This is a genomic window from Limnohabitans sp. TEGF003 (assembly GCF_055395455.1).
Genome location: NZ_AP029225.1, coordinates 2,478,227 through 2,498,846, shown reverse-complemented (window position 1 = coordinate 2,498,846; position 20,620 = coordinate 2,478,227). Strand labels below are relative to the sequence as shown.

Annotated in this window: 12 protein-coding genes (1 of these 12 only partly in view); 4 read left to right on the top strand and 8 right to left on the bottom strand. The window is 62.0% G+C overall.

From position 1 onward, the window contains the following. Positions 1-160: 160 nt before the first annotated feature. A complete protein-coding gene (locus ACZ5RT_RS11990; RefSeq protein ID WP_464452606.1) occupies positions 161-937 on the bottom strand; it encodes a ferritin-like domain-containing protein in 777 nt (258 codons plus the stop codon). 85 nt (positions 938-1,022) lie between these two features. Between ACZ5RT_RS11990 and ACZ5RT_RS11985 the strand changes: the two genes are divergently transcribed. Together ACZ5RT_RS11985 and hslO are read left to right on the top strand one after the other, a co-directional pair. Beyond that, positions 1,023-1,547, top strand: coding sequence for a gamma carbonic anhydrase family protein (locus tag ACZ5RT_RS11985; RefSeq protein ID WP_464452605.1), 525 nt, complete (start codon positions 1,023-1,025; stop codon positions 1,545-1,547). Between the two features lie 68 nt (positions 1,548-1,615). Continuing rightward, complete coding sequence (gene hslO, locus ACZ5RT_RS11980; protein WP_464452604.1) at positions 1,616-2,614, top strand: Hsp33 family molecular chaperone HslO; 999 nt, start codon at positions 1,616-1,618, stop codon at positions 2,612-2,614. A 170-nt stretch (positions 2,615-2,784) separates the two neighbouring features. On the opposite strand, the gene ACZ5RT_RS11975 is transcribed toward hslO, so the two are convergent. Genes ACZ5RT_RS11975 through ACZ5RT_RS11945 form a run of 7 tightly spaced genes read right to left on the bottom strand, consistent with a single transcriptional unit; the run spans position 2,785 to position 8,449 of the window. Then, complete coding sequence (locus ACZ5RT_RS11975) at positions 2,785-3,453, bottom strand: AAA family ATPase (RefSeq protein ID WP_464452603.1); 669 nt, start codon at positions 3,451-3,453, stop codon at positions 2,785-2,787. Beyond that, on the bottom strand, positions 3,450-4,022 hold the full coding sequence (gene pnuC, locus ACZ5RT_RS11970) for a nicotinamide riboside transporter PnuC (RefSeq protein ID WP_464452602.1): 573 nt from the start codon (positions 4,020-4,022) through the stop codon (positions 3,450-3,452). Before pnuC ends, ACZ5RT_RS11975 begins: the two co-directional genes overlap by 4 nt. Further along, positions 4,019-4,294: a cell division protein FtsB gene (ftsB, locus tag ACZ5RT_RS11965; protein ID WP_108426606.1), complete on the bottom strand. Its 276-nt coding sequence runs from the start codon at positions 4,292-4,294 to the stop codon at positions 4,019-4,021. Before ftsB ends, pnuC begins: the two co-directional genes overlap by 4 nt. A gap of 6 nt (positions 4,295-4,300) precedes the next feature. Then, positions 4,301-5,587 (bottom strand): phosphopyruvate hydratase, encoded by a 1,287-nt coding sequence (gene eno / locus ACZ5RT_RS11960; protein ID WP_291924984.1) that lies wholly within the window; start codon positions 5,585-5,587, stop codon positions 4,301-4,303. A 50-nt stretch (positions 5,588-5,637) separates the two neighbouring features. Then, the gene (locus ACZ5RT_RS11955) at positions 5,638-5,925 is read right to left on the bottom strand and encodes a DUF1330 domain-containing protein (protein ID WP_291924982.1); all 288 of its coding nucleotides are present in this window, start codon (positions 5,923-5,925) and stop codon (positions 5,638-5,640) included. Next, entirely contained in the window at positions 5,922-6,776 is an 855-nt protein-coding gene (gene kdsA, locus ACZ5RT_RS11950; RefSeq protein WP_291924980.1) for a 3-deoxy-8-phosphooctulonate synthase, read from the bottom strand. Before kdsA ends, ACZ5RT_RS11955 begins: the two co-directional genes overlap by 4 nt. A gap of 26 nt (positions 6,777-6,802) precedes the next feature. Next, complete coding sequence (locus ACZ5RT_RS11945; RefSeq protein ID WP_464452601.1) at positions 6,803-8,449, bottom strand: CTP synthase; 1,647 nt, start codon at positions 8,447-8,449, stop codon at positions 6,803-6,805. 383 nt (positions 8,450-8,832) lie between these two features. On the opposite strand from ACZ5RT_RS11945, the gene coaBC reads away from it, so the two are divergent. Then, positions 8,833-10,041: a bifunctional phosphopantothenoylcysteine decarboxylase/phosphopantothenate--cysteine ligase CoaBC gene (coaBC, locus tag ACZ5RT_RS11940; RefSeq protein ID WP_464452600.1), complete on the top strand. Its 1,209-nt coding sequence runs from the start codon at positions 8,833-8,835 to the stop codon at positions 10,039-10,041. A 1,084-nt stretch (positions 10,042-11,125) separates the two neighbouring features. Next, positions 11,126-20,620, top strand: partial view of a beta strand repeat-containing protein gene (locus ACZ5RT_RS11935; protein ID WP_464452599.1) — the start only. Its footprint extends 20,703 nt past the window's final position; the window shows 9,495 of its 30,198 coding nt (coding positions 1-9,495); it begins with the start codon at positions 11,126-11,128; the stop codon falls past the right edge of the window.

The following is a 20,620-nucleotide window of genomic DNA, read 5'->3' as shown; positions in this document are numbered from 1 at the left end:
ACCGCCGACTCTGTGGGAGGCTGCCCCTGCAGCCGGATGATTGCAGTGCCCATACATCCATTCGCGAGCAGGGGCTCGCTCCCACATCGGATCGGCTGTCGGTGTTTTGTGGGAGGCTGCCCCTGCGGCCGAATGCTCGCTTCTGCAATGGCGGGTCTGCTCAGCTCAGCGCCGCCAACTCCGCCTCTTCAAACCCGGCCAGACGCCGGGCCGCCATGTTGAAGGGCGGGCGCAGTTTGGGGGCGTCGTATTGCGCGATCAATTCGGCGTAGGTGCGCACCGGGTCCAAACCGCGCTGCTCGCACAGGTAGCGGTACCAGCGGTTGCCTGCGGCCACATGGCCGATTTCTTCTTCCAGGATGATGTCCAGGATCTCGCCCGCGCGGTGGTCCCCCACACTGACCAGTTTGTTTTTCACGCCCGGTGAGGCGTCCAGCCCCCGCGCTTCCATGGTGCGCGGCACGATGCCAATGCGGGCCAGAATGTCGTCTTTGGTGCGCTCAGCCATGTCCCACAGGGTGTTGTGGGCGGGAAAGTCGCCGTAGTCAAAACCCATGTCCAGCAAATGCTGGCGCAGCAGGCTGAAGTGCTTGGCTTCTTCTTGGGCAATGCGCACCCAGTCGGTGTAAAACGCCTCGGGCATGCCCGCAAAGCGCCAGACCACGTCGAGCGCCAGGTCGATGGCGTTGAGTTCGATGTGGGCAATCGAATGCACCAACATGGCCCGGCCCTCAGGCGTGGCCATGGATTTGGCTTTGAGCTGGGTGTGAGGCACCAGCACGGGGCGGTGGGCGCGGCCGGGGCCTGCAGCGGGTGCGCTCAGGCTGTCGAGCGCGCCCACGGGCAGGCTCAGGTCCAGCGCCAAGGTGGCCTGGGCCTTCAGGTTTGGGTCGGTTTGCGCCCAAGGGATCAGGGCGGCGGTGCGCAGGGTGTGCATGGTGATCGCAGGCAGCGCCCACGGCAGGGTGTGGGCATCCCTACAATTGTAGGTTTTCAGACATCCAGACCCCGAGGAGACCCCCATGGCCATTTACCAACTTGACGCACACATCCCCCAGGTGGCCGACTCCGCTTGGGTGGCCGACAACGCGCAGGTGATGGGCGCGGTGCACATCGCCGCCGATGCCAGCGTCTGGTTCGGTGCCACGGTGCGGGGTGACAACGAGCCGATCGAGATTGGCGAGGGCAGCAACATCCAGGACGGCAGTGTGCTGCACAGCGACCATGACAAACCCCTGACCATCGGCAAGCACGTCACGGTAGGTCACATGGTCATCCTGCACGGCTGCACAATTGGCGACGAATCCCTGATTGGCATGGGCGCGGTGGTGCTCAACGGGGCCAAGATCGGCAAGCACTGCCTGGTGGGTGCAGGCGCGTTGGTCACTGAGGGCAAGGAGTTTCCAGACGGCTCGATGATCGTGGGTTCGCCCGCCAAAGTGGTGCGCGAATTGACGCTCGAGCAGATCGAAGGCTTGCGCCAAAGTGCCCGCAGCTACATGCAAAACGCCCGGCGCTTCAAGACTGGCCTGAAAAAAATCGCTTGAGGCTTTTTCCGCCCGATTGGAACCCCTTTAACTTTTGAGGATCAGCCCGAGCGGCTGTTGATTGCACTTTGTCCGAACTCCACAAATTCATTTTCGAAGGCCTGCCCGTGCGCGGCATGCTGGTGCGCCTGACCGATGCCTGGCAAGACATCCTGGCACGGCGTGCGGCCAACTCCGAGACTGGCGCTTACCCCGCGCCCGTGCGCCAGTTGCTCGGTGAAATGGCCGCAGCGGGTGTGCTGATGCAGGGCAACATCAAGTTCAACGGCGCTTTGGTGTTGCAGATTTTTGGTGACGGCCCGGTCAAGCTCGGCGTGGTAGAGGTGCAACCGGATTTGAGCCTGCGCGCCACCTGCACCCAGGTGGGCGAGGTGGCCGACGACGCCACCCTGAGCCAGATGGTGAACGTGAACAACGAAGGCCGTTGCGCCATCACCCTGGACCCCCAAGACCGTTTGCCCGGCCAGCAGCCCTACCAAGGTGTGGTGCCTTTGTTTGGTGACCGGGGCGAAAAGCTGGAAAACATCAGCGAAGTGCTGGAGCACTACATGCTGCAGTCCGAGCAGCTCGACACCGTGCTGGTGCTGGCGGCCGACGACAAGGTGGCAGCGGGCTTGCTGATCCAGCGCCTGCCCATCGAGGGCGAGGGCAATTTGGCGGGCAAGGCCGACTCACTCATGCGCGAATCGGTGCTCGGCCAGAGTGAAGACTTCAGCCGCATCTCGATTCTGACCAAAAGCCTCAAGCGCGAAGAGCTGCTGGGCTTGGACGCGGAAACCATCTTGCACCGCCTGTACTGGGAAGAGCCCCTGGCGCGTTTCGAGCCCTTGATGGGTAAGATCGGCCCGCGCTTTGCCTGCCGTTGTAACCGCGAACGGGTGGGCCAAATGATCCGCAGCCTGGGCACCGAAGAGGTGGAAGGCATCATCGCCGAGCAAGGCCAAGTGGAAGTGGGTTGCGACTTTTGCGGAGCGCAGTACCGCTTTGACCCGGTGGATGCTGCGGGCCTGTTCACAGGTTTGCCGACAGGTTTGCCGGCCGATGTGCCGGGCGGCTCGGTGCACTGAAAATCTCTGTGGGAGCAAGCCACTGCTCGCGAATGGGTGCACGGGCGCTGCCTGCATTCGGCCGCAGGGGCGGCCTCCCACGAACGCCCTGCGATCACCGATTTTTGTGGGAGCGAGCCCCCGCTCGCGAATGGGTGCATGGGCGCTGCAGCTATTCGGCCGCAGGTGCTTTAGCCTGATCGCTTGGCCAGCAGCCCGGTGAACAGCTTGTGTTCACAATCCGGGTCGCTGCATTCGTTGCATTGCCACACCGTGCGGCCCTGGTTGATGGCAAATTGGGATTGCTCGCGCAGCGCCCGCGCAGCAGCATCCTCGCCCGGCAAGCCCAAGGCCAGCAGGGCATTGTTCAGGCGTTGGTGGCCTTGTCCGTAAACCACGCGGTAGGCGATGCCCGCACCCTCCAGCGCTTGACGCACCAGCGTGTCCACAGGGCCGCGCACGTGCGGGCCGTCGCGTTGCAGGCCATCGGCCACCCAAGGCAAGTCGATCCCGGTGACCAATGTGCTGTCGTACAGGGCCTGGTGCGCCAATGCCATGGGGTAGAGGCTGTCGTCGCCAAACAGCATGTGGCTGTAGACCGCTGTCATGAGGGGGGTGGTGTCCGCAACCACCCAGCCGGGTGGGGCTTGTTCCACAGCCCGGGCCTGTTCGATGGCGATGCCCATTTGCTCGTGGGGATGCGGCGTTCGGCCTTCGCGCGCGCACCAGCCGCGCAGCACCTCATCCACCGTACAAACGGCATGCCCACGGGCCCGTATCACGCTGGACAAGGCTTGGGTGAGCCAGGACTTGCCCGTGCTTTCTGCACCCAGGATGGCGATGCGTTGCACGCGACTCATGCGCCCTGGTGGCGCAGCTTGCGCTGCCAAGCGCGCCAGCCCCACACGCTCATGGCCGTGAACAATGCATAAAGCACGGCCGTCAGCCACAGTTCTTTGTGGACAAACAGCGCCACGCTGATCACGTTGACCACCAGCCAGACCAGCCAGTTCTCGATGTATTTGCGACCCAACAGGGCCTGGCCGACCAGGCTCAGGGCCGTGGGCAAGGCGTCCCACCAGGCCACATCGCTGTCGGTGAAGTGATGCAGCAGCAGGGCCAGTGCAGGCCACAGCAAGGCGCTGGCCATCAGCACCAGCCGCCAACCCCGCGCTGACAGCCGCTGGATCACAAGGGCCGGTTGTGCGTCGTCGCCCTTGCGCAGCCATTGCCACCAACCCCAAAAGGCGAGGGTGGCAAAAACAAGTTGCAGACCCGCTTCACCGTACAGCAGGCTGTCCTTGAACACAAAGAAGTAAAGGATGGAACTGGCGATGGCCAGCGGCCAGCTCCAGTGCAGCTCCTTGATGCTGCAGACCACCATCACCAAGGCCAGCACGAAACCGGCGATCTCGGTTGTGGACATCATTTGGCGATTTGCACGTAGATTTCGTTGGGTTTGACCATGCCCAGCTCATGGCGCGCCCGCTCTTCGACCATGTTCAAGCCCTCTTTGAGGTCGTTGACCTCGGCATTGAGCTGCTCGATCTGAAGGCGGGCTTCTTCGTTCGCCGCTTTTTGTTGCTGCAGCTCACGCTCGAGCTCAGCCACACTGGGCACACCGCCCTTGCCCAGCCACAGTTGGGCCTGGATGATCGCCAGCAAGGCGATCAGCACCACGGGAACAAGGCGGTTGCCCATTGGGGGTCAGCGCAGGTTGTAAAACGCATTGCGACCAGGGTACACCGCCACGTCGCCCAGGTCTTCTTCGATGCGCAGCAGCTGGTTGTACTTGGCCATGCGGTCCGAGCGGCTCATCGAGCCGGTCTTGATCTGACCGGCGTTCAGGCCTACAGCGATGTCGGCAATCGTGCTGTCTTCGGTCTCGCCCGAGCGGTGAGAGATGACGGCGGTGTAACCGGCGCGCTTGGCCATCTCGATGGCTTCAAAAGTTTCGGTCAGGGTGCCGATCTGGTTGATCTTGATCAGGATCGAGTTGGCGATGCCCTTGTCGATGCCTTCCTTGAAGATCTTGGTGTTGGTCACGAACAGGTCGTCACCGACGATTTGCACGTTCTTGGCCAGGCGGTCGGTCAGCACTTTCCAGCCGTCCCAGTCGCCTTCGGCCATGCCGTCTTCGATGCTGATGATGGGGTACTTGTCGCACCAGGTGGCCAGCATGTCGGTCCACTGCTCGGATGTCAGGCTGATGCCGCCTTCACCAGCCAACACATACTTGCCATCTTTGTAGAACTCGCTGGCGGCGCAATCCAGACCAATCGCGATTTGTTCACCCGCGGTGTAACCGGCAGCAGCGATGGCGTCCAGAATCATTTGAATGGCCGCTTCGTGGCTGTCGACGTTGGGGGCAAAGCCGCCTTCGTCGCCCACGGCAATGCTCATGCCCTTGTCGTGGATGATTTTCTTCAGGGCGTGGAACACTTCGGCACCGTAGCGCACGGCTTCGCGGAAGCTTGGTGCGCCCACGGGGATGATCATGAACTCCTGCAGGTCCAGGTTGTTGTTGGCGTGTGCGCCGCCGTTGATGACGTTCATCATGGGCACGGGCAGTTGGTTGCCGTTCATGCCGCCAAAGTAGCGGTACAGCGGCAGGCCGGACTCTTCGGCCGCAGCGCGGGCCACGGCCATGGACACGGCCAGCATGGCGTTGGCGCCCAGGCGGCTCTTGTTCTCGGTGCCGTCCAGGTCGATCAGGGTGCGGTCCAGAAAGGCTTGTTCGGAGGCGTCCAGGCCCAGCACGGCTTCGGAGATTTCGGTGTTGATGTGTTCGACGGCTTTGAGCACGCCTTTGCCCAGATACCGGCTCTTGTCGCCGTCGCGCAGCTCAATGGCTTCGCGGCTGCCCGTGGATGCGCCAGACGGCACAGCGGCACGGCCCATGACGCCCGATTCCAGCAGCACGTCGCATTCGACGGTGGGGTTGCCACGGCTGTCGAGGATTTCACGGCCGACAATATCAACGATTGCACTCATTTTTGAACTCTCTCAATTTAAAAACAAAACGGGTTGCACAGGCCAGCGGCTCAAACGCCTTCGACGGCCACCATGCGCATGATGGCGGCGCCTTTTCGGGCTTCGCGGGCTTTGAGGTATTCAGGCAGTTCGTAAAAGGCCTTGGCGGCCTCGAACGAGGGGAACTTCAGGACAACGATGCGCTCAGGGGCCCAGTCGCCTTCGAGCACTTGCACCTGGCCACCGCGCACGCAGACTTCTGCGCCGGCCGTTTTCATGGCGGCGGTGGACCACTTTTTGTACTCTTCGTACTGGGTGGGGTTGGTCACCTGCACGTGGGCGATGATGTAGCCGCTCATGAAAAATCATCCTCTAAAAATGGGTTTTTCTTGGTCACGGCATCGAGCTGGACCAAGGTTTCCAATAAGGCTTTCATTTTGCCCAGCGGCACGGCGTTGGGGCCGTCAGACCAAGCCTCGGCGGGTTTGGGGTGGGTTTCCATGAAGAGGCCTGCCACACCAGCAGCCACGCCCGCACGGGCGAGCACCGGCACCATCTCGCGGGCACCGCCGCTGCTGGTGCCTTGGCCGCCGGGCTTTTGCACCGAGTGGGTCACGTCGAACACCACGGGGGCCCCGGTCTTGCGCATTTCGGCCAAGCTGGTCATGTCGGCCACCAGGTTGTTGTAGCCAAAGCTCACGCCGCGCTCGCAGGCGAGGAAGTTGTCTTCGGGCAGGCCGACTTCGCGCGCAGCGCTGCGAGCTTTGTCGATGACGTTCTTCATGTCCCAAGGGGCCAAGAACTGGCCCTTCTTGATGTTCACAGGCTTGCCCGACTGGGCCACGGCGCGGATGAAATCGGTCTGGCGGCACAAGAAGGCGGGGGTTTGCAGCACATCGACCACGCTGGCCACCGTCTTGACCTGCGACTCGTCGTGCACATCGGTCAGGATCGGCACGCCAATCTGGCGGCGCACTTCATCCAGGATCTTCAGGCCCGCATCGAGGCCGACACCACGCTGGGTGTTGCCCGAGGAGCGATTGGCTTTGTCGAACGAGCCTTTGTAGATGAAGGGAATGCCAAGCGCCGAGCAAGCCTCTTTGAGGCGACCGGCCACTTCGAGGGACATCTCCAGACCTTCAATCGAGCAGGTGCCCGCAATCAGGAAGAAGGGCTGCTGCAGGCCAACGTCGAATCCACAAAGTTTCATGGCTTGCTCCTGTGCGTTGATGGTTCTCAGGCGGCAGCCTTGTGTTCAACCGCCGCCTTGACGAAGGCGTTGAACAAGGGGTGGCCGTCCCAGGGTGTGGACTTGAATTCGGGGTGGAACTGCACGCCCACATACCAAGGGTGAACCGTTTGTGGCAGTTCGACGATCTCGGTCAGCTGCTCGCGCTGGGTCAGCGCCGAGATCACCAGCCCGGCCTTGCGCAGGTCGTCCAGGTAATTGACGTTGGCCTCGTAACGGTGGCGGTGGCGTTCGGTCACCACGTCGCCGTAGATCTGGTGGGCCAGCGTGCCCTTGGCCACGTCGGAGCTTTGTGCACCCAGACGCATGGTGCCGCCCAAATCGGAGTTGGCGTCGCGTTTCTGGATGGAGCCATCGGCGTCTTTCCACTCGTTGATCAGGGCGATCACGGGGTAGGGGGTGTCGGGCTCGAACTCGGTGCTGTTGGCGTCCTTCATGCCGGCCACATGACGGGCGTACTCGATGGTGGCCACTTGCATGCCCAAGCAGATGCCGAGGTAAGGCACTTTGTGGGTGCGGGCGTATTGGGCCGTTTCGATCTTGCCCTCGACACCGCGTTTGCCAAAGCCGCCGGGCACCAGCACGCCGTCGAATTTGGCCAGGCTGGCCACGGTCTCGGGGGTGATGGTTTCGGAGTCGATGTGCTCGATCTTCACGCGCACACGGTTGCGCATGCCGGCGTGCTTGAGCGCTTCGTTGACCGATTTGTAGCTGTCGGTCAGTTCCACGTATTTTCCCACCATGGCAATGGTCACTTCGCCTTGGGGGTGCTCGGTGTCGTGCACCAGATCGTCCCAGCGCTTGAGGTTGGCGGGGGGTGTGTTCAGGCGCAGTTTGTCGCAGATCAGACCGTCCAGGCCCTGCTCGTGCAGCACACGGGGCACTTTGTAGATGGTGTCTACGTCGGGCATGGAGATCACGCCCCAGCCCTGCACGTTGGTGAACAGCGAAATCTTGTCGCGCTCGTCGTCGGGGATGTAGCGGTCTGCACGGCACAGCAGGGCATCGGGCTGGATGCCGATCTCGCGCAGTTTCTGCACGGTGTGTTGTGTCGGCTTGGTTTTGAGTTCACCGGCCGTGGCGATCCAGGGCAGGTAAGTCAGGTGCACAAAGGCGGTGTTGTTGGGGCCCAGGCGCAGGCTGAGCTGGCGCACGGCCTCCAGAAACGGCAGCGACTCGATGTCACCCACGGTGCCACCGATTTCGACGATGGCCACATCCACCGCTTCGGGCGTGCCATAACCCGCGCCGCGCTTGACGAAGTCCTGGATTTCGTTGGTGACGTGGGGGATGACCTGCACGGTCTTGCCCAGGTAGTCGCCGCGGCGTTCTTTTTCGAGCACGCTTTTGTAGATCTGGCCGGTCGTGAAGTTGTTGGCCTTCTTCATCCGGGTGTTGATGAAGCGTTCGTAGTGGCCCAGGTCCAGGTCGGTTTCAGCGCCGTCGTCGGTCACAAACACTTCGCCGTGCTGGATGGGCGACATGGTGCCGGGGTCGACGTTGAGGTAGGGATCGAGCTTGATGAGGGTGACAGAGAGGCCGCGCGATTCGAGGATGGCGGCGAGCGATGCGGAGGCGATTCCCTTGCCCAGGGAAGACACCACACCGCCGGTGACGAAGACGAATTTGGTCATGTCCAAGACGGGAGCCAACAGCCCCCGGTAGGTGGAAATCGTGATTATAGACAGTCGGGTTCGGGGTTTTCCCGGTCTTCAGGCGTTTCTTGTGGGTTCGTTGGACGTGGCGGTGGTGGTTTTCCGCGCCGGGGCCAGGGCTGCGTTGAGCTTGTATTTTTGTGGGAGCGAGCCCCCGCTCGCGAATGCTGGATGTGCCACAGCACCCATTCGGCCGCAGGGGCGGCCTCCCACATCACATCCTTTGACCGCTGCGCTTGTAATTTTGGTAGGAGCGATCCCCTGCTCGCGAATGTGTGTTGAGCCACTGCAGCCCATTCAACTACAGGCATAGCCCTCGTATCAACGCCTTGGGCACGTTGTGGTCTGCTACATTCCCCGCCATGAGCACATTGGCTGGAAAACACATCGTTCTGGGCTTGTCGGGCGGCATTGCGGCCTTCAAGTCGGCTGAACTCTGCCGCGCCTTGGTCAAGGCGGGCGTGACGGTGCAGGTCGTGATGACTAAAGCGGCCGAGCAATTCATGACGGCCGTCACCATGCAGGCCCTGTCGGGCCGGCCGGTTTACACCTCTCAGTGGGACCCGCGCGAGGCCAACAACATGGCACACATCAACTTGAGCCGCGAGGCCGATGCGATGGTGGTGGCCCCGGCGAGTGCGGATTTCATGTCCAAACTGCTGCACGGCGGTGCCGATGAACTGCTCAGTTTGATGTGCCTGGCGCGGCCTCTGGACAAGGTGCCGCTGATCGTGGCCCCGGCCATGAACCGAGAAATGTGGTCCAACCCGGCCACGCAGCGCAATGTGGCCCAACTCAAAGCCGATGGCATCCATGTGCTGGATGTGGGGCAGGGCGATCAGGCCTGCGGCGAAACAGGTGACGGGCGCATGCTCGAAGCCAATGAAATTCTGGAAGAGCTGGAAGCGTTTTTCACGCCCAAGGTGCTGGCGGGTAAGGCGGTGCTGGTCACGGCCGGGCCCACTTATGAGGCGATTGACCCGGTGCGCGGCATCACCAATTTGTCCAGTGGCAAGATGGGTTTTGCCATTGCCCGGGCGGCCCGCATGGCCGGGGCGAGTGTCACGCTGGTGGCGGGGCCGGTGCATTTGCCCACACCACGGGGCGTGCAGCGTGTGGATGTGCGTTCGGCACGTCAAATGCTCGAAGCTGTGCAGTTGCATGCCGATGCGGCCGGTGTGTTCATCGCCACGGCTGCTGTGGCCGATTGGCGGCCTGCCCATTCGGCCGATCAAAAGATCAAAAAAGATGGCTCCGGTCAGCCCCCTGAGCTGAGCTTTGTTGAAAACCCAGACATTCTGGCCACCATCGCCCAGTCACCGCGTGGCGTGTCGGGCGAATTGTTCTGCGTGGGTTTTGCTGCCGAAAGCCATGACCTGCTGGCACACGCCACGGCCAAGCGTGTCCGCAAAAACGTCCCTTTGCTGGTGGGCAACATTGGCCCCGCCACCTTTGGCCAGGATGACAACGCCTTGCTTCTGGTGGACGCAGCCGGTGCACGCGAATTGCCGCATGCCAGCAAGCAAGAGTTGGCGGTGCAGTTGATCGGCGACATCGCTCGCCGTCTTTGAGTTTCACGGTCACCTAACGCTTTCCAATTTCAAGGGCCCATCGGCGTTTTGCGCCGATGGGCCTTTTTGTCGTTTGAATGGTCTTCGCTCGCCCATGCCGGGCTGTGTTCTTACGCATTCATTTCGGCAAGGGCCATGCACGGCAGTGGAGAAGTCTTGGCCTGGAACGCACCCTTGCTTTCTGCGATTTTTGATGTTTTTGGGTCGTCGCGTTTTGAGCTGCTCGTGCTTGCAACATCATGTTTTTGCTGGAAAAAAGTCGTAAATCATCAAATCGATGCGTATTAAATTCAATGAATTAATTGTTTATTTCGTTTTTTATGTTTATTTTGGCAAATTTTTTGTGTATTTATTCGTAAGAATAAATTTTTGATCGTTGAATATATGTAAACTATGTGATCAAAATTCATAAAAGCCTGTAATCGGGCTGCAATTGTTTGAAATGACCACTTCTATTGCCAAATTTGTTAACCCACGCTGTCAAGTCCAAGCTGCTGTGAGACGCGTGCTGGTGGTGCCCCTAGCATGGTTGCTGTGCGCACAAATGACTTTCGCACAGACAGACACCGCGTCCAAAGCGCCCATCCAGGCTCCTTTGCCCTCCCTTTCGCTTTCTGCCTTGCAAGACCAGCCTGTTGCGGGACAGGGGCGAGGGCAGTTGGTTTTTTACCGTCCAGCCCAACAGGCATCTGCGCATCCTTTGCGCTTGTATATAGCTGACGCGTACCACGCCACCCTGTTTGCGGGAACCTACACAGAGCTGTGCGTCTCCCCAGGTCTGATAGCCGTTCGATTGAAGGCCATCCACCCCGCTGCCACTGGATTTCAATCCATTGACACGGAACTGGTCTCGGGGCAAAGCCGTTATTTCCGAGTTGAATCGCTGGTTGAGCAGGGTGTGCGCTGGCAAGAAGTCACGCCCGACACGGCCCGACAAGAAGCTGGCTCAGCGATGCCAACAGGCTTTCAAAGCCGCGTGCGTCGCTCCGAGGCTTGCCGCACCCCTTCCGAATCCGCCGTCGCACCGACAGCCGCAGTTGGCACCAAGGCCGCATCCAAATAATTTTTCGAATTGATCACCACCATGGCAACACCCCAAATCCAAGTCGTCGTTCAGCAATCAAAAGGTAAGACACCAGAGGTTTTTGACGTCAAACTCACCGCTGCGAGTTCAGGCCAACCGCTGCGCATCAAGGTGCAGCCCGGCCTGAAATACCAACTCAAGGATTTGGCCCGTGAAGGTCAGACCGCGCCGGAGATGGTCAAGGTCAAACGCGTGGGCCAAGACTTGTTGGTGATGCTGGAAGAGGGGGTGGATGCACCGCATGTGGTGCTCGAGGGTTACTACGACGCGGTACCGGATGGTTTTTCGGGCTTGATTGGCGAGGCCGAGAACGGCAGCTTTTATGAATACATTGTCGAAAGCAGCGACACTGAAAGTGCATTGACGTCTTTGACCGAGGCCCGTGGCAGTGCGTACTCATTTTTGGGCAACGTGGAAGTGGCTGATGCCAGCGGTGTTGCCTTGGGTGTGTTGGCGTTCAACCCCTTGGTGGCCGGCGCAGGCGCTTTGGGTGCGGCAGCTGCAGGTGGCGGTGGCGGTGGCGGTGGCGGTGGCGGTGGCGGTGGCGGTGGCGGTGGCGGTGGCGGTTCAGCCGGCCCTGGCGATTCAGGTGCGGATGTGATTGCTCTGGAGAAGATTGCCAGCTTCGCCGAAACGGGGCAGGTTGCCCCAGCCGTTGCCGACTACGCTGCTGCAGGCGTGAACGGTGTCACCGATGCCAACTTGGCCGCCATCAACAGCGCCATCAACGCGCAAGCGGGATCTGACACCGCCGTGGGCAACGCCAACGACCGCGAAGCAGCCGACACCGTTGCCGAGGTGCAGGCCATCGTCAACGCCTACACCGCCATCTTGGCCGAGGCCAACGGCAGCGACGCTGATGCCAACGCCCAAGATCCGTCTGCAGCGCAGTACGCTGCCATCGGCGTGAAAGGTGTGGATGCCGGCGCAGAAGAAGCCTTGTTGGGCGATGTGATTGGCATCAAGAACACCGGCGATGTGGACAGCGTGTCCAAAGTGCAGGCTTTGGCTGACGCGGTGCAAGCCGTCATGGAGGGCAACGCCACGCAGGCGCAGCTCGAAATTTTGGGCGTGACCGGCGTCACCCAAGATAACTTGGCCGCCGTGCAAGCCGCACTGACGGCAGCCAACGATGCGACACAGCTCAACACTTTGGCGGGTCTGCAAGCCATCGTGGACGACCTCAACGCAGCTGCAGCCTTTATCGCGGCCACAGCCGAAGACAACACCGCTGCGACGCTCAACCCGGCCGACTATGCAGCTGCCGGCGTCACAGGCGTCACCAATGCCAACGTGTCTGCCATCAACAGCGCCTTGAACACAGGCATCACAGGCGCACAGTCCAGCGCAACCGGCGTTTCTGGTGTCGAGGCCGACAGCCCTGCCGAGTTGCAAGCCATTGTTGATGCGTACAACAAAATTTTGGCGTCTGCGGATGGTACCGATTCGAATGCAACTGCGACGCCCACTGCCGCCGACTACGCTGCCATCGGCGTGAGTGTGAACGACGTCACCGCCAAACTGTTGTCGGATGTGATCGACAGCAAGCCCGTCACAGCTGTTGACACCGCAGGAGACATCCAAGGCCTGGCCGATGCTGCTCAAGCGGCCGTGGTCTATACCGGCAGCAACACAGCCCCCACAGTGGCCCAGCTGCAAGCCTTGGTGACCGGCGTCTCCGACGCCAACCTTGCCAGTGTGTTGGCTGCGTTGGCCGATGCCAACACCAACACCACAGGCACCAATGCCAACCAGCCCGTCACCCAGGCCGAATTACAGGCCTTGGTCAACGGCATCAACAACGCGCTGGCAACCATCGTTGCCGCCGCCGAAAACAACACCGGCACCAGCTCGGCCATCAGCCCCATCATCTATGGGGCCGCGGGCGTCACTGGCGTGACTGCGGCCAATGTGGGCTTGATCAACAGCCTGCTTGACACCACAGGGGTGACGGGTGCCACTGTCGACAGCCGGGAAGAATTACAAGACCTGGTCGATGCTGCGACCAAACTCAATGCTTTGGCCAATGGTCAAGAAGAAGGCATTCCTTTGTTGGATGCAAACGACATCGCCGCACTGGGGTTGTCCAATGTGATCAACAGTCCTGCCGATCTCGCCTTATTCAACCAAATCGTGGACAACGCCCCAGCTTCCACCCTGACCGGTGACAATCCGGGTGCCGCGGTGGTCAATTTGGCCAGCATTGCTGACCGGTTGGTGCTAACCGCTGCAGGCACCACGCCCATCAGCCCCGCGCTCACCGCAGCTGACTTGCAAGCCATCGGTCTGGACAGCGTCAATCCGTCCTTTTTGTCCCAATACCTCGCGGCTGTGGCCGCCACCAACGACAGCGGCACCGGTGTCGACACGCTGGGCGAGCTCCAAGACCTGGTGCGCGATGTCAACTGGGCCAACGCCCAGCCGGTCATCGCCGTGGCTGAAGCCACCAATGGCATCAGCGCTGATGAGCTGGCCGATGGCATCCAAACCCTGGTGACTTTGCCGGCAGACGCCGCTGTCGGCGACACCCTGACCCTCACCATCGACAACAACGACGGCACACCGGCTGTCGTCACCCATGTGCTCACTGCTAACGACCTGGCCGCAGGCGCTGCCTCAGTGGTCCTCAGTCAAACTGTGGTCCAGACGGGCGGTGCGGTGGTCGACGGCGACTACACGGTCACCAGCCAGATCGCCCACGCCAACGGCGCTACGACCCAAACTGCCAGCTTGAGTTTCACACTGGACACCACGCAGCCCGGCCTTGGCGTGAGCACCATCGCAGGGGACACGGTCGATGCGAGCCAAAACCAGTTTGTCGGCGAGCTCGATGCCGCTGAACGTGGCACCTCGCCCACCACGCTGGCCACGCCGCTGGTGCTCAGTGGTGTGACCGACGCCGAAGTGGGCTCGACGGTGTACGTCACGCTCAACCGCACGACTTACACCACCACTGTCCAAGCCCCCAGGTCGCGTGCCTTGATGGACAACACCTGGAGCGTGACCGTCACCGATCCGGACGCCATTGCCCTGAACCACGGCAACGTCTACGAAGTCATTGCTCAAACGTCCGACAAAGCGGGCAATCCGATTGTTGACAATCGATTTGGCTTGCGCACCAACACCGCCAGCCCCGACGTACCCACCGTCAACAACACCCTCACCAACGACACCACACCGATTTTGTCGGGTCTGGCCCGCAAGCTGCTGCCAGGTGCCGATCCTGCTGTGGCCAGCAACTACATTGCGCTGGAAGCCAGTGACACGCTCACGGTCATCGTCAACGGCGTCACAATCAGCGGCACCATCGCTAGCTTGCCAACGGGCTTGAGCTACAACGCCACCACCCAAGCCTGGAGCCTGGATACCGCAGCCGCAGGTGTGACGCTCACTGACGGCACCTACGATGTGCAGGTGACCACCACCGCTGGCAACGTTACCAAAGAGGACGCCAGCGCCGCGGAGTTGATCATCAACACCCAGCCGCCTGTTGTCACGCTCAATCCCTTGTCGGGTGACGATCGGATCAACGCCATTGAAAACGACTCGGCCGTGGTGCTCACAGGCACCACCGATGCCGACGTGGGTTCTGACGTCCTTGTCACGCTCAATGGCACCAGTTACACCGCCCAAGTGTTGGCCGGCACCACGCCTGGCAGCAATCTGATTCTTGTCACTATTCCAGCCTCGGCAGTGGCCTTGCTGCCCGAAGGCGACGTTGACTACAGCGTCGCTGTGACCAACGCCTTTGGCAGTCAAGCCACGGTCAGCCGCACCGTCGATGTGGATACCCTGGCCCCATTGGCCCCCACCGTCACCCTGGCCGAAGCGGCCGATCTGCGCGTCAATGCAACTGAACTGAGCGACGGCTTGCAAGTCAGTGTTAGCCTGCCTGCCGGTACGCAAGCTGGCGAAACTCTGACCGTCAGCGTGACCGACCCCTTGGGCATCGTTCGTCAGTTCAGTCACACAGTCACCAATGCGGAAGCGACTGCGGGCACGAGCATTTTGAACGTGCCCAAGACCACGACCAGTGCCGATGGCGCTTGCAGCTTGACCGCGACACTGACCGATTTGAACGGTAATTTGGGCGCAGCTGCCAACAACGTCAGCTTCACACTCGATACAGTCGCTCCCGGGCAAAACGCCAACGGCACACCCGCTGCTGTATCGGTACCTGTGCTGATGATTGTCGAAGCGTCCAGCGGGATCACGGCGGCAGAACTGGCGGACGGTCTGCAAACCAGCGTGACCTTGCCTTCGGGCAGTGTGGCGGACGACGTGCTCACTTTCACGGTGACGGGCCCAGATGGTGTCGAGCGCCGCTTCACACACACCGTGACCAACCCGGATGCTGCCAGTGGCACAGCCACCCCGACTCTGCCCAACACCCTCTTGGCGCAAGATGGCGTCTACACCCTCAGCATCACCAGCCAAGACGCAAGCGGCAACAACAGTGCCGCAGGTACCCTGAGCGTCACGCTCAGCGCGGCCATCGGCAAGATTGCCGACTATGCCGCTACAGGCACAACTGCGCCTACCGCCACCGATTACGCCAATGCAGGCGTGACCGGCGTGACCGGTGGCGCAGGGGGCAACCTGGCTGCCGTGAACGACGCCATCAACAGCCAGACCGGCAGCGACAGCGTGCTGGGCAATGGCAACGACAGCAGCGCCGTTGACAGCCCAGCCGAAGTTCAGGCCATCGTCAATGCTTACAGCAAGATTTTGAGCACCGCTGACGGCAATGACAGCAACACCCCACTTCTGCCCGCTGCAGCGGACTACGCCACCATTGGCGTGACGGGCGTCACCGACGCCACTGCCGCGATGTTGTCGGACGTGATCAACGGCTTGACAGTTGAGGCTGTGAATACCGTGGCGGAAGTCCAGGCCCTGGCTGATGCGGCCAAAGCCGTGATCGGCTACGACGATCCGGCGACAGACACCGCGCCGACCAAAGACCAGATCAACGCCCTGGTCACAGGCCAGACAGCTGGCGGCAGCACCTTGACCAACCCTATTACCGACGACGCGCTCAAAGCCGTTCAGGCCGCCATCGACGCCGCCAACAGCGACGGCACGCCCCTGGCGACGCAGCAGCAACTGGCCGATGTGGTCAAAGCTGCGATGGACGCTTATGCCTTGGCCATCGACAAGATCGCCGACTACGCCGAGACAGGCACTACAGCCCCCGCCACCTCTGACTACGAGGCTGCAGGCGTGACGGGCGTGAGTGACAGTAATTTGGCGGCCATCAACGACGCCATCAACAACCAAAACGGCACAGACAACACGCTGGCCAATGCCGATGACCGTGGCGATGCCGACACCGCTGCCAAAGTCCAGGCGATCGTCAACGCCTACAACGCCATCTTGGCCGAGGCCAACGACAGCACCGCCGCAGCAGGCGACACCACGCCTGATGCCACGCCAGAGAGCGATCCCACTGCCGCGCAATATGCTGCCATTGGGGCCGACATTGGCGCGGCGGCGACCGATGCCGAAAACCTCGCGCTGCTCAACGACATCGTCGGCGCCTCGCAAACGAGCAATGTGGACAGCATCGCCGACATCAACGAGTTGGCCCGGATTGTCAACGCCATCCAGCAAACGGCAGCAGGCCAAACGCCCAACCCGGCACTCACCGCCGAAGACCTGGCCCAGATCGGTTTGTCTGGCGTCACCGCCGACAATTTGCCCGCCGTGCTCGCGGCCATTGCAGCCCAGGCCGACAACGGCACTGCCACCGACTCCTTGAGCGAGCTGCAGGGCGTCGTCAGCAACGCGACAGCCGCTTACACCAACGCGCTCAATGCCATCCAGGAGGCCGCTGGCAACAACAACGCCAGCACCTCAGGCACGCTCAGCCCCACAGCGCAACAATATGTTGACGCCGGGGTCAGTGGCGTCACCGCCGGCAACCTGGCCGCCATCAACAGCGCGCTCAACAGCGCCCCGGTCACCAGCGACAAGGTCGACACTGCCGCTGAAGTCCAAGCCTTGGTCAATGCCTACAACGCCATCTTGGCCGAGGCCAACGACACTACTGCAGCCGCTGGCGACACCACGCCAGACGCCACGCCCACCGCCGACCCCACCGCAGCGCAATACGCTGCCATCGGGGCCGACATTGGCGCAGCGGCGACCGATGCCGAAAACCTCGCATTGCTCAACGACATCGTGGGCGCCGCGCAAAAGGCCGATGTCGACAGCATCCCCGAAATCAACGAGCTGGCGCGCATTGCCAACGCGATTCAGGTCGTGGCTGCCAACGGCACGCCCAGTCCTGCACTCACCGCCGAAGACCTGACCAAAGTCGGTCTGTCTGGCGTCACCGCCGACAATTTGCCCGCCGTGCTCGCGGCCATTGCGGCACAGGCCAATGAGGGCACCGCCACCGACTCCCTGAGCGAGTTGCAAGGCATCCTCAACACTACGATCGCCGCTTACGAAGTCGCCATCGACAAGATCGCCGACTATGCCGAAACTGGTGCTGTGGCTCCTGCGGCCACCGACTACGCCGCCGCAGGCATCACCGGGGTCAGCAGCGCCAACCTCGCCAGCATCAACGATGCCATCAACAGCCAGGCCGGCGCAGACACCACCGTGGGCAATGCCAACGACCGCGAGGGTGCCAATACCGCCGCTGAAGTGCAAGCCATCGTCGACGCTTACAACAAGGTTTTGGCCGCTGCCGACGGCACGGACACCAACACCAGCGGCACCGCTGTGCCCACCGCCGCCGACTACGCCGCCATCGGCGTGACCGGTGTGGACGCCGCCGCTGCCGCTTTGCTGTCGGATGTGATCGATGGCAAAACCACAGACGCCGTCGACACCGTGGCCGAAGTGCAAGCTTTGGCCGACGCAGCCAAGGCCGTGACCGGCTACGACCAGCCCACCGACACGGCGCCTACCGCAGCGCAAATTAACGCGCTCGTCGCGGGCCAGACGCCCACCGGCGGCGCTGTGCTGCCTGCCGACACCGTGACGGCCGATGCCCTGGCTGCTGTGCAACAAGCCATTGATGAGGCCAACAGCGACAGCACCCCCATTGCCAGTCAGCAAGAACTGGCCAATGTGGTTCAAGCCGCGCTCGACGCTTACACAGCGGCCATCGACAAGATCGCCAACTACGCCGAGACCGGCACCACGGCTCCTGCTGTGGGTGACTACTCCGCCGCCGGTGTGACGGGTGTGAGCGAAGCCAATCTGGCCGCCATCAACGACGCCATCAACAACCAGAACGGTGCAGACAACACCCTGGGCAACACCGATGACCGTGGCGATGCCGACAGCGCTGCCGAAGTGCAGGCCATCGTCAACGCCTACAACGCCATCCTGGCAGAAGCCAACGGCACAGCCACAGACGCCAATGCCCAAGATCCATCGGCCGCCCAATATGCTGCCATTGGTGCCAACATTGGCGCAGCGGCCACCGATCTCGACAACCTGGCTTTGCTCAACGACATCGTGGGTGCGCAAGCTACCACCGGTGTAGACAGCATCGCCGAGATCAACGAGCTGGCACGCATTGCCAACGCTATCCAGCAAACCGCAGCAGGCCAAACGCCCAGCCCAGCCCTGACGGTCGATGACCTCAGCAAAGCCGGTCTGGTCAACGTCACGCCAGCCAACCTGACGGCTGTGCTGGCCGCCATTGCCGCAAAAGATGATGAAGGTGCTGCCACCGACAGCCTGGCCGAACTCCAGGCGATTGTGGACGGCGTAGCTGGCAACTTCACTGTGGCCATGAACGCCATCCGCGATGCTGCCCAAGGCAACACTGCCAATGGCTCCAGCCCCAGCTTGACCCAATACAGCACCATCGCGGTCTCGGGCGTCACGGCCGACAACCTGACCGCCATCAACGATGCGCTCAACAGTACCTTGGTCAACGGCGAGGCCGCCGATTCCACTGCCGAGGTGCAGGCCATCGTCGACGGTTTCAATGCCATCTTGCGCGAAGCCAATGGCACCAGCGGAGACGTCACCGCCCAAGATCCGTCTGCTTCCAACTACGCCGCCATTGGCGTGACGGGTGTGGACGCCGGTGCTGAAACCGCCTTGCTCGGCGACATCATCGGCACCAAAACAGCCGACCAAGTCGACACCGTGGCAGAGGTGCAAGCCTTGGCCGACGCCGTGGCCACCACGGTGGCCTACACCGGCAGCAATGGCCAAACCGCGCCTGGCGTGGACGAGTTGGGCCTGCTGGCCACCGGCGTTACCGCCGACAACCTGGCCGCTGTTCAGGCTGCCATTGCGGCGGCCAATGCTGACGGCACGCCGATCGCGACCCAGGCCGAGCTGCAAACCCTGATCGACAACGCGGTCACTGCTTACACCAACGCGCTCAACGCCATCCAGGCTGCCGCTGCCAGCAACAACGCCACGGCCACCAGCCCCAGCGCGCAACAATACGCCGACGCCGGGGTCAGTGGCGTCACCGCCGACAACCTGGCCGCCATCAACAGCGCGCTCAACAGCGCCCCGGTCACCAGCGACAAGGTCGACACTGCCGCTGAAGTCCAAGCCTTGGTCAATGCCTACAACGCCATCTTGGCCGAGGCCAACGACACTACTGCAGCCGCTGGTGACACCACACCAGACGCTACGCCCACCGCCGACCCCACCGCAGCGCAATACGCTGCCATCGGGGCCGACATTGGCGCAGCGGCGACCGATGCAGAAAATCTCGCACTGCTCAATGACATCGTGGGCGCCGCGCAAAAGTCCGATGTCGACAGCATCCCCGAAATCAACGAGCTGGCGCGCATTGCCAACGCGATTCAGGTCGTGGCTGCCAACGGCACGCCCAGTCCTGCACTCACCGCCGAAGACCTGACCAAAGTCGGTCTGTCTGGCGTCACCGCCGACAATTTGCCCGCCGTGCTCGCGGCCATTGCGGCACAGGCCAATGAGGGCACCGCCACCGACTCCCTGAGCGAGTTGCAAGGCATCCTCAACACCTCGATCGCTGCTTACGAGGCCGCGATCGACAAGATCGCAGATTTCGCTGCTGACAATACCCAGCCAGCCCCTGCCACGAGCGATTACGTTGCTGCAGGCGTCACGGGTGTCACCGACGGTAACCTGGCCGCCATCAACAGCGCCATCGACGCCCAAGCCGCCAGCACCCCCGCCACCACCGACGACCGCGCTGCCGCTGACTCTGCTGTAGAAGTGCAGGCCATCGTCAACGCCTACAACAAAGTGTTGGCCGCCGCCGACGGCACGGACGCCAACACGAGCGGCGCTGCTGTGCCCGCCGCAGCCGATTACGCCGCCATCGGCGTGACCGGCGTGGACGCCGCCACCGCCGCACTGCTGTCTGACGTGGTTGACGGCAAGCCCAGCACCGCTGTGGACGCTGTGCCTGAATTGCAAGCCCTGGCCGATGCCGCCAAAGCGGTGCTTGGCTTCGACGACCCAGCCACCGACACAGCCCCCACTGCCGCCCAAATCAACGCGTTGGTGGCTGGTCAAAGT